The organism is Virgibacillus sp. M23, from assembly GCF_034190895.1.
Taxonomy (GTDB): domain Bacteria; phylum Bacillota; class Bacilli; order Bacillales; family Amphibacillaceae; genus Virgibacillus; species Virgibacillus salarius.
Map to the genome: position 1 here is coordinate 16931 of NZ_JAWDHA010000057.1, position 11012 is coordinate 27942.

The 11012-nt window shown below is 37.4% G+C and carries 8 protein-coding genes and 1 pseudogene; 8 read left to right on the plus strand and 1 reads right to left on the minus strand.

Going from position 1 to position 11012, the window contains the following annotated elements:
- Positions 1-392: 392 nt before the first annotated feature.
- From RVS70_RS17305 to RVS70_RS17325, 5 genes and pseudogenes are all read left to right on the plus strand, one after another.
- A complete protein-coding gene (locus RVS70_RS17305) occupies positions 393-602 on the plus strand; it encodes an RNA polymerase sigma factor (protein ID WP_321134203.1) in 210 nt (69 codons plus the stop codon).
- Between the two features lie 43 nt (positions 603-645).
- Positions 646-930 carry an RNA polymerase sigma factor gene (locus tag RVS70_RS17310; protein WP_321134205.1) on the plus strand — a complete coding sequence of 95 codons (285 nt, stop codon included), beginning with the start codon at positions 646-648 and terminating at the stop codon, positions 928-930.
- Entirely contained in the window at positions 920-1669 is a 750-nt protein-coding gene (locus tag RVS70_RS17315; RefSeq protein WP_121604028.1) for a hypothetical protein, read from the plus strand. The genes RVS70_RS17310 and RVS70_RS17315 overlap by 11 nt, the downstream gene beginning before the upstream one ends.
- A 22-nt stretch (positions 1670-1691) precedes the next feature.
- Positions 1692-3580: pseudogene (asnB, locus tag RVS70_RS17320) on the plus strand (asparagine synthase (glutamine-hydrolyzing)).
- Between the two features lie 164 nt (positions 3581-3744).
- Positions 3745-4404 (plus strand): DUF421 domain-containing protein, encoded by a 660-nt coding sequence (locus RVS70_RS17325; protein ID WP_121604026.1) that lies wholly within the window; start codon positions 3745-3747, stop codon positions 4402-4404.
- Positions 4405-4660: 256 nt separating this feature from the next.
- On the opposite strand, the gene RVS70_RS17330 is transcribed toward RVS70_RS17325, so the two are convergent.
- A complete protein-coding gene (locus RVS70_RS17330) occupies positions 4661-6235 on the minus strand; it encodes a BCCT family transporter (protein WP_121604025.1) in 1575 nt (524 codons plus the stop codon).
- Between the two features lie 798 nt (positions 6236-7033).
- Between RVS70_RS17330 and RVS70_RS17335 the strand changes: the two genes are divergently transcribed.
- The 3 genes from RVS70_RS17335 to RVS70_RS17345 are packed head-to-tail and all read left to right on the plus strand — an operon-like array spanning position 7034 to position 10723.
- The gene (locus RVS70_RS17335; protein ID WP_026683062.1) at positions 7034-9268 is read left to right on the plus strand and encodes a ribonucleoside-diphosphate reductase subunit alpha; all 2235 of its coding nucleotides are present in this window, start codon (positions 7034-7036) and stop codon (positions 9266-9268) included.
- Entirely contained in the window at positions 9253-9699 is a 447-nt protein-coding gene (locus RVS70_RS17340; RefSeq protein WP_026683061.1) for a flavodoxin, read from the plus strand. Before RVS70_RS17335 ends, RVS70_RS17340 begins: the two co-directional genes overlap by 16 nt.
- Entirely contained in the window at positions 9680-10723 is a 1044-nt protein-coding gene (locus RVS70_RS17345) for a ribonucleotide-diphosphate reductase subunit beta (RefSeq protein ID WP_026683060.1), read from the plus strand. The genes RVS70_RS17340 and RVS70_RS17345 overlap by 20 nt, the downstream gene beginning before the upstream one ends.
- The last annotated feature ends 289 nt before the right edge of the window (positions 10724-11012 follow it).

Here is an 11012-nt window from a genome sequence, read left to right on the forward strand (position 1 = left end):
TTATATGTGAATAATGGAATATGGCAGATTGTCACAACGGGCAGTCGGTCTACGAGTCCCCTCGCCGCTGCAGAGAGGTCTCACCAGAACACGCTGTTTCTCAGGTATCGCTGCACTTCGTTTTGTCTATGGAATGAGCATTACATCTTTCCAACAGTTGAAAAGTATTCTGTGTAACTGATGGTAAGTGCATTGAGGATTCAAGAAATATATAGGTACTTCCAATCGTATCATGTAAGCGAATACATTACAAATTTGCTTTTCTGTATGATGCTACGTATCTTATCTAAAATAAATGTAAGGTAGAGTGTAAAGTTTTAACTGGTCGAAAACTTTTTACAAAATGTCAAGGTATATATAAGTAAGAACGTCATGAAGGGAGATTGTCACTGGTGGTGGATAAAGAAACCAGGCTTATTAAAAAAATAAAGAAAGGCAATCATCAGGCATTTAAGAAGCTATATGATCGATTTGCTGACTATTCGCTACGAACAGCTTTTGCCATTACAAAAAATCAGTCAGATGCATCAGATATCGTTCAGGAAACCTTTATTCGTGTCTATCGAAATATTGATTCCTATGATATGTCCAGGATCATTTAAGGCGTGGTTTTATCAAATATTAATTAATGAGACTAGGCGGTATATGAAAAAGAAAACAAAGCAAGCAAGGAGTATCGAATCAGATCAGTTACTAGATTTTTTGCACCAACAAACAGAGGAAGCATACCATTTTGATGATTTGTATCTAGCTATGGATAAATTGGAGGAAAATCATCGCACAGTAATCATATTAAAATATTTAAACGGATTTACGGAAAAAGATATTGCGGAAGTGCTTGAGTTAAATGTGAACACAGTGAAGTCTAGGCTGTTTAAAGCTAGAAAGCAATTGAAAGGTATGATGGGAGGTGCTTCTGATGAAAGATAATAACCTGTTTGATAAACAACTAGAAGCAGAACTCAAAAGGAAAACACAGCTTGATATGGACGTCAAACAAGCGATCTGGAAAAGCATTGAGGATGAATTATTCCACTCCATTACGGAACATGATAAGAATCGACGAGGAGTATGGGTAGCTGGCATATCATTAGCGGCAGTAATGCTCATTCTATTATTTGGAGTAATGACAGAGACTGGTCAGGCTATGATACAAAACTTAAAAGATTTGTTTATTGAAGAAAAGCAAGAACAGATCGACATGGAAGGTCAACAAGAGGAGCTAGATACGCACCTGGAAACAAACGAGGAGCTTCGCTATGTTATTTATCTCGATGATGATCGCTATAAGATGGATAAGGGTGGAGAAGCTGACCGAATTGAACTAAAAGAAGAGCTTCCAGACAGTTATCCAGATGTTTATATGGAAATTAGGAGAGAAGAAAATACCACAACAGAAGAAGTAGTTGCCGATATTAAAGAAACATTGAATAACGAAGAAATGGAAATTGTTGAAGAAACTCGAACAAAAAATCCTATAGAGGCAGAGTTGATACGTGGCAGGGGGAGCAAATATCCTGAATGGGACACTCCTATTTACCAATATTATGTTACAGATTCGATGAACGGGCAGGTTTTTGTTATTAAACAAGCGTATTTTTTAGAAGCAGCTGAAGGACATGGAGCTCGCTTCCATTATATTTTAGAAAGCTTTGAAATTGTGAAGTAGTTAATTTAAGGAGGATAATGCTATGTGTGGATTCGTAGGAGTACTATTAGATCAAGAGGTTCAATTCAGTAATGAGCATTTGGAAGAAATCAAACTAGCAAATCAGCTAATTAGACATCGAGGTCCGGATGATGATGGTAGCTACCATGATGATCATATAGCATTAGCCTTCCGAAGGTTAAGTATTATTGATATTGATGGAGGACAGCAGCCTTTTTCTTTTGGCAAGCAACGGTATTGGATGGTTTTTAATGGTGAGATATATAACTACAAAATAGTAAAAGAGCAATTAAAGAAAAAAGGGTATCATTTTACCACCAATTCAGATACAGAGGTTGCTGCTTTCTTATTTCTAGATCAAGGTGTTGAAGGATTCTCAGAACTTCGTGGTATGTTCGCCATATTAATCTGGGATAAAGACGAGAAAAGACTTTATGGAGCTAGGGATCCTTTTGGGATCAAACCATTTTACTACTGTGAAAATGAACATGATACTGTCTTTTCATCAGAGAAAAAGTGTATCTCTTATTTAAATAAGCAGGATGTAGTTGATCAACGAGCATTTCAGCATTACTTATCGTTTCAATACGTGCCAGATCCATTAACAATAACAGAAGGGATACAACGTTTAGCGCCTGGTCATTATTTTGTTAAGGATTGGCAAAAGCCGATACAAATCTCTAGATACTTTCATGCAAGTCTGCAACCAGTGCATAAAAATGAAAGACAGCTGATGTTTGCTATACGTGAAGTATTATTTGATTCAGTGACAGCACATATGCAAAGTGATGTCCCAGTAGGTGCTTTTTTGTCTGGTGGAATTGATTCAACAATCATAGTAGCAATGGCAAAACAAATAAATCCACAAATAAGGTAGGGTTTGACGAGGCTGGCTACTCGGAAATCGATGTAGCAAAAGAGAGTGCTGAAAAGCTTGGCGTTGAAAATATTCATCGATATATCTCAGCCCAAGCATTTGTTAGTGAACTACCAAAAATAATCTGGCATATGGATGACCCTTTAGCCGATCCAGCAAGTATTCCGCTTTATTTTGTAGCAAATGAAGCAAGAAAGCATGTTAAAGTTGTGCTTTCGGGCGAGGGTGCAGATGAATTATTTGGTGGATACAATATTTACCGAGAGGCGGAAGCATTAAGGTGCTTTCAATATATACCTAAAGGCATTATGCCACTATTCAAACGGATCGCAGATATGATGCCAGAGGGTGTGAGAGGTAAAAGCTTTTTACAGCGGGGAACTACATCACTTAAAGACAGATATATTGGCAATGCTAAGATGTTTGAAGAAGCGGAAAAACAACAGTTTATGCTGAATTATGCTAGTAACCAGTCCTATCAATCTTGGACAAAATCTTTATATAAGTGTGTAGAGGCCGCAGATCCCGTTCAAAAAATGCAATATATTGATATCCATACATGGTTATCAGGGGACATTTTAGTAAAGGCAGATCGAATGACGATGGCAAATTCATTAGAGTTACGTGTACCGTTTTTAGATAAGGCCGTTTTTGATGTTGCAAAACAAATACCCACACAATACAAGATAGCTGATGGTACGACGAAGTCTATTCTAAGAAAAGCGGTGCACGATATTATTCCAGCTCATGTGCTGAATCGGAAAAAGCTCGGTTTTCCCGTACCAATGAAATCCTGGTTACGAGATGAATTATATGAGTGGGCGAAAAATTTAATTAAAACGAGTGAAACCGATCATCTAGTTGACAAATCATTTATGTTAAATTTATTGGAGTTGCATGCTGCTAATAAGGGAGAACATGCAAGAAAGCTATGGACTGTACTTGTATTTATGCTATGGCATCAGATTTTTGTAGAAAATCGGGACGAGTTCTCGGAACTTAGACGTCAAGAGACTGGGGTTAAAAGCTCTTAACAGGTTAACAGCGTTAAAAGAAAGAATCATGATTTATCCAGCTTGATTGTGAGAGAATCTCCATACGTTTAGTCGGCAAAATTGGATTTTGGCATAGGTAATTCGTATAAATTACCTCCTAGCAGTCAAACTAACAAGAGAATAGATCGAAGGAGGCTTAATGAATGGAGTTTGCCTGGGTTTGGAAAGCGGTATTGATTGTACTAGGAGGTACATTACTTCTACGATTTGCTGGTAGAAAATCTATTTCACAAATGACCTTGACACAAACGGTTATTATGATTGGGATAGGTTCACTACTCATCCAGCCGTTAGCTGGCAAGAATATTTGGGTTACATTAGGAGTAGGAGCAGTTCTAGTACTTACGTTAATCGTTATGGAATTTGTTCAAATTAAATCAGATTTCTTTGAAAATGTTATTACAGGAAAGTCAAAATTACTTATACATAATGGTGTCATACAAGAACAACATTTGAAAAAACTACGCTTGACTGTCGATCAATTAGAAATGAACTTAAGACAACAGAACGTCACAAGTATTCGAGATGTGCAATGGGCGACACTAGAACCAAATGGTCAAGTAGGCTTTGCCTTAAAGCCAGAGGCACAGCCGGTAACGAAGAAAGAATTTCAGGAGCTAGCTAATGAGTTAAAAAATGCGTTACAGGCAAATGCTCCGAACCAACAATTGTATGAAATAACGAAGCACTTACAAAGCTTAAATGAGCAAATGAAGCAAACTTCAAATGAAGATGATCTGTTTAAAGAAGTAGAAAATCGTAAGCATGACAAAAACGCATCCCCCCCACGCCGTTTAGATTAACCTAACGGGTGCGGAAGTTATCTCCTCTAAATTTTAAAGAATATGGGGCTCGGACAAAAGAATTTTTAGCGATGTAAACCCCAAACTATATCTGAAATATTTCAGATGAAGTTTGGGGTTATTGTTTTGGAGACAGGTAGTTCATTCGTCGCTTAGTCAAATGCTTCGCTTTCCGCGAGCGCGTCTTCAGAACGCGATTTTTCCGTTACTTCAAACAATAAAGGTAAACAAAAACCCCACAGATTGAAGTTTCACTTTATTTATCATCGGTACTTTTTGTATGGATGTAGATGGTTGAACTACGGTAATGCTTGGATGCGCGAATATCAACAGTAGCGGCCTTAATAAAGGACCATGCTAAAAGTGCCATGATGAAAATAACAGGAAAAGCTGCCACGATACTTGCTGTTTGTAATGTTTCCAAATCGCCGACAAACATGAGTACCATTGGAAGAAGACATAGGGTAAATGCCCAAAATAGCCGATTCCACCGAAGCGGTTCAGATTGAATTTTCTTTTGCACCACAGCTGCCAAAATGAATGATGAGGAATCAAAGGTAGTTGCTAAAAATATAATGGCCAATACCGTAAAAACACCAATCATCATTTTAGCTAATGGCAGCTGTTCTAAAATAGCAATAATTGCGGCAGGCGCACCATGTTCATTCATAAAACCGATCACATCAAATTGTCCGCTTAATTGTAAATACAACCCGAAATTTCCGAGAATACCGAAAAACAAAATGGAGCCGAAAGTTCCGTATATCATAGTTCCTAAAACCATCTCACGTATGGTACGTCCTCTGGAAATACGTGCAACAAATAATCCAACAAACGGTGCGTAGACAACCCACCATGCCCAATAAAATACCGTCCAGGATTCAGGAAATCTTGTTTCTTCAAATCCAGCTAAATTAGCGAATGGCTCAAGCCAGGTAGCCATTTTAAAAAAGCTATCGGCTACCTGTCCGACACTAGTAAAAGTAGTCTCGGTAATGAAAAGTGTAGGTCCAAAGATAAAAACAAATAAAAGGACAAAAATGGCAAGCCATAAGTTAATATCACTTAGTACTTTAATTCCCTTTGTAAGGCCGGAATAGGCACTGATAGCAAAAATTAGTGTGCAAATCAACATAACGATAGCTTTTAGACCTAAGGTGACAGGAATGCCGGTTAAGTTGTTGATACCTTCTGCGATCATAGGTGTGCCTAAGGCTAACGTAGTACCAGCACCGCCTAATAATCCAAACATAAACAGTACATCAATGATAATGCCAATTGGCGTATCAATCCATTTTCCAATGACAGGTCTGACCGCTTCGCTAATTTTTAATACAGATGTCTTACGAACATAATAAAAGTAGGCAATAGGTAATGCCGGTAATGTATAAATCGCCCAAGCTATTGGGCCCCAATGAAATATACCATAGGAGGCTGCCCACGGAATTGCTGCTGCCGACTCAGGAGCTATACCGAATGGGGGTCCTTGATAGTAATAGGCCCACTCGATCATTCCCCAATAGAGAATACTCGATCCTATTCCCGCTGCAAATAGCATGGCCGCCCAAGAGAAACTCCCGAACTCTTTATCGTCCTGCTTCGTTCCTAACTTAATATTACCGAATTTACTAATGGCAACATATAAAAGAAAAACAAAACATAATAAGCCAAGTGCTAAGTAGAGGAACCCGAACTTACCAGTCATAAAGCTGTTAGCTGCATTGACAAGCTCCGCACCGGCCTCTGGGAAGAAGATTAAGGGTAAACATACACATAATAAAAGAATTAAAGCACTGATAAATGTACGCCAATCGATTAGCTTTGTCTTCATAAAGAATCATCCTTTCTACCATCAATATGTAGTATTCTTATTATCTGATGTTACAGAAGGGGGCGTTTATCCAGCGATAAAAATTTATTTTGTTCCATCGACAAACCATGGAGATGCCCTTACTCCTTCTCGGATAAGCGTACAGGTCATAACAAAGCACCAAAATTGAAGTATTGCTTTAAATGGAGGTAAACTTACTTGAATAAGGGTTTACTACTGCATATCAATCTGATCGTATGTATGTATTAAGATTTACACATAGGAATAATTCATACATTAGATATTTGTCTTGAATATCTGATCAGAAGAAATTTAATATACAAGGTTGTAAGACGTCTATGACTGTTAGCCTGTTCTCTATCATAGGGAATATTTTCTATTAAATTTTTAAAGCAGTTTCTAGCATTGTTTTATCTCAATTTTGACCGTTTTTGAACGTTCTGTCGTCTCTATTTTTTCGCTAAAATGATTGCATTCCGGAATGTTATATGCTAAGCTTTTAACACAATATATCGTAAAACTGTTAAGAAACAAATACTATATATAGTGTTTTTATGATATTTAAGTAACCGATTTCGTGTTAGAAAATTGAGATTGTTGAGAACCCAAAAGGATCAAGAATTCTATCCTCACGAGATACAGCGGTTTTTTATTTTTGCATGATAATTATTAAAATTAATAGATATTCATTTTTTACTAGGATCTGTTTCATGTCCTGCGAAAAAGGTTAACGACAGGGGCGTATTTCTTACTAGATCGCTGAACAGGATTTAGAAGCAGTTAAAGGGAGGATTATAGATGATCATTGAATTGACATCGAATAAAGAGAAACTTATAGAAGTAATTGATAATGCTGCGCAAGGACTAGCTATTCACACAGAAGCATACAAGCAAAAAGCGTTTAAAACCATACATGAGGATACACCAATTGAAAAAGCAATTGATATGCTTGTTAAAAATGCATTGGAAAATATTGATGAATCTGAACCAGAATGGACATATCTAGCAAGCCGTATTTATTTACAAGAACTGTATCGTCAAGCAGGTGAGAATCGTCAATATGATGGACATGCAAAGTATGGCGATTTCTACGCATTATTAAACATGCTTACGGATAAAAAGATTTATAAGCCTACATTACTTGATACGTATACAAAAGAAGAGATTGATTATTTTGCACAACAAATAAACGCAGCAAAAGATTTATCATTTACATATCTAGGATTATATACGTTAGCAACTCGTTACCTTGCAACGGATCATGATAAGAACGTTTTTGAACTTCCGCAAGAACGTTGGATGGTTATTGCAATGACGTTAATGCAACATGAGGATAAGGCACATCGTACGGAACATGTCTTGGAAGCTTATTGGGCACTAAGCAATCTCTATATGACAGTTGCTACACCGACACTTGCGAACGCAGGTAAGACTCATGGCCAACTTTCAAGCTGTTTTATTGATACAGTAGATGATAGCTTACAATCAATTTACGACAGTAACACAGACATTGCTAAGCTATCGAAAAACGGTGGTGGAATTGGCGTATATATGGGTAAGATTCGTAGCCGCGGTAGCTCTATTAAAGGATTTAAAGGTATGTCGAGTGGTGTTGTCCCATGGATTAAACAATTAAACAATACAGCAGTAAATGTGGATCAGCTAGGAACCAGAAAAGGTGCAATTGCTGTATATTTAGATGTTTGGCATCGTGATATTGAAGCATTCCTTGATCTTAAGCTAAATAATGGGGATGATCGCATGCGTGCCCATGATATCTTTACAGGTGTAACACTTCCAGACCTATTTATGGAACAGGTAGAAAAACGTGAAGACTGGTATTTATTTGATCCACATGAAGTTCGGCAAGTAATGGGCTATTCATTAGAGGACTTTTATGATGAAGCAAAAGGAAACGGTACGTGGCGTGAAAAATATCAAGAATGTGTGGAATCCGATCAGTTAACAAAGCGAAAAATACCAGCGATCGATATTATGAAGCGCATTATGAAGTCACAGCTTGAATCAGGTACACCATTTATGTTTTACCGTGATGAAGTAAATCGTCAGAACAGTAATAGTCATAATGGAATGATCTATTGTTCTAATCTATGTACAGAAATTACACAAAACCAATCTCCATCTGAATTTATGGAGGAATTTCTTGAAGGTGAGAGCACGATCGTCAAGAAATATCAATCAGGAGATTATGTGGTTTGTAATTTAAGTTCGATTAATTTGGGTAAGGCTGTTCCAGACGAAATATTAGAACGGTTAATTAAAATTCAAGTGCGTATGTTAGATAATGTGATAGATATCAATAATTTACCGATTATGCAGGCGCAGTTAACGAACAAAAAATACCGTGCTATCGGACTTGGAACATTTGGTTGGCACCATTTATTAGCAAGAAAGAATTTGCAATGGGAAACCGATGAAGCAGTAAACTATGCGAATGATTTATACGAAAAAATTGCTTTCTTGACAATTAAGTCCAGCATGGAATTAAGTAAAGAAAAAGGAAGCTATCCAGCGTACGAAGGCAGTAAGTGGAGCTCAGGAGAATATTTTGATTTGAAGGGTTATCATAAAGGCGAGTGGCTAACATTAAAAGAAGCTGTTAAAGAACACGGTATGCGTAACGGCTATTTAATGGCAGTTGCACCGAACTCAACAACAGCAATGATTGCTGGCTCAACAGCTAGTATTGACCCAATCTTCAAGCCGTTCTATAACGAAGAGAAGAAGGATTTTAAAATTCCTGTCACTGCACCAGATTTAACGCATGAGACATATAATGTATATCGACGTTCTGCTTATATTGTGGATCAGCGTTGGTCTGTAAAACAAAATGCTGCAAGACAAAAGCATATTGATCAAAGTCTATCATTTAATTTTTATGTTCCGAATACGATTAGAGCTTCCGTGTTACTGGACCTTCATTTACAAGCTTGGAGAGAGGGCTTAAAAACTACCTATTACGTTCGATCCACCTCAAGTGAAGTTGAGGAATGTGAGTGGTGTCAAAGTTGAGGGCGTTAATTGCGTACTTGACATATAGTGGTAATACACAAGAAGTAGCTACGATTATTGAAGATGCCTTAAATCAGGAAGGGTTTACTACGGCGGTTCACCGAATTGGAATTGACCCGCCGATACGTCCATCCGAATATGATATACTATTTATCGGCACCTTTACTTGGGATAAAGGAAGTACACCAGAGGAAGTAAAAGATTTTATACTGGAAGTAGGCTATAAACCAAGTAATGTTGCCATATTTGGAACGGGAGATACACAGTTTGGCGGAGACGACTTATTTTGTAGAGCAGTTGATAAATTAAGTCATTTTTATAACAGTCCATGGCAGGGGTTGAAGGTTGAACAATCCCCACGTGGTTTACAAGAATCAAAAGTGAAAGACTGGGTGGAAGGAGTACTGCATCATGTCAAAAGTCATGCTTGAAAAAGCGAAAACATTAGAGCCACTAAATCCAAATAAGTCCACGGGGATTTTTGGAGGTAAATCAAGTGGTATTCTGAATTGGAATGATATTGCTTATCCACACTGGTATAAAATGTACAAGCGACTTGTCGGAAATTATTGGCAAGCAGATGAAGTGAATATGCAGAGCGATATCAAACAATTTCCTTCTTTATCAGAAGAAGAACAAGATGCATATCTAAAAATTATTGGATTGTTATCAACATTAGATGCACCACAAACGAGAACAGCATTATTACTATCTTTATATGCAACAGATCCATCGGTTCAATCGATTATGGCAGTAATCGCACAGCAGGAAGCTGTGCATAATGAAAGTTATTCCTATGTTCTATCCTCTGTTGTCTCACTAGACGAACAGAATAAGTCCTTTCAATTAGGAAGAAAGGATCCCATTTTACTTAAACGTAATGAAAATCTAATTAAGCAATATAACGCATTTGTTGAAGAGCCATCGATTGAAAATATTTTAAAAACGATGGTCTATACATCGCTATTAGAAGGGATGTTCTTCTATTCCGGCTTTGCATTTTTCTATAATCTAGCACGCCATAATAAGATGGTTGGAACTTCTACGATGATTAGTTATATTAATAGGGATGAGTTAGAGCATGGTCGATTTATTTCGGAGCTATTCCGTGCGACATTGGCTGAAAATCCAGAATATAACACGGAATCATTTACACAATGGGTATATGATCACTTCAAAGAGTCCGTAGAATTAGAGATTGAATGGTCTAACTATGTATTAGGTAATGTAGAAGGCATTGATTTAGATGAAATGGCAGGTTATATAAAATATCGTGCAAATAAAATGCTTCGTATGATGGGGTTACAAGATATTTATCCAGATCACTTGGATAATCCACTAAAATGGATTAGAGCTTATGTGGATAATTTTGATGGAACAAAAACAGATTTCTTTGAACAGAAATCACGTCAATATACTAAGACAAGTGACCTAAACGGATTTGATGATTTATAAAAAAGAAATCGACGATATCGCCGATTCCTCAAGCTGTCGAGAAATTCGACAGCTTATTTTATAAGTTAAGAAAGTATAAAATCGGTGCAATGACTGCGTTAAGCCAAGTAGTTATTTTGAAATGTTTGATGTATATTGGCAATGCTCCGACTAATTACTTCTCTTTCCGCGGGCACGGCCTCAACTAACTTTGCAAAGAAGAACACGTTGCAAAGTGGATTTTCGGCTCGCGCTAATCCCGCAGGAGTCTACGTAATTAGTCTCCGCTATGAGAAGGTGCAACAATTCT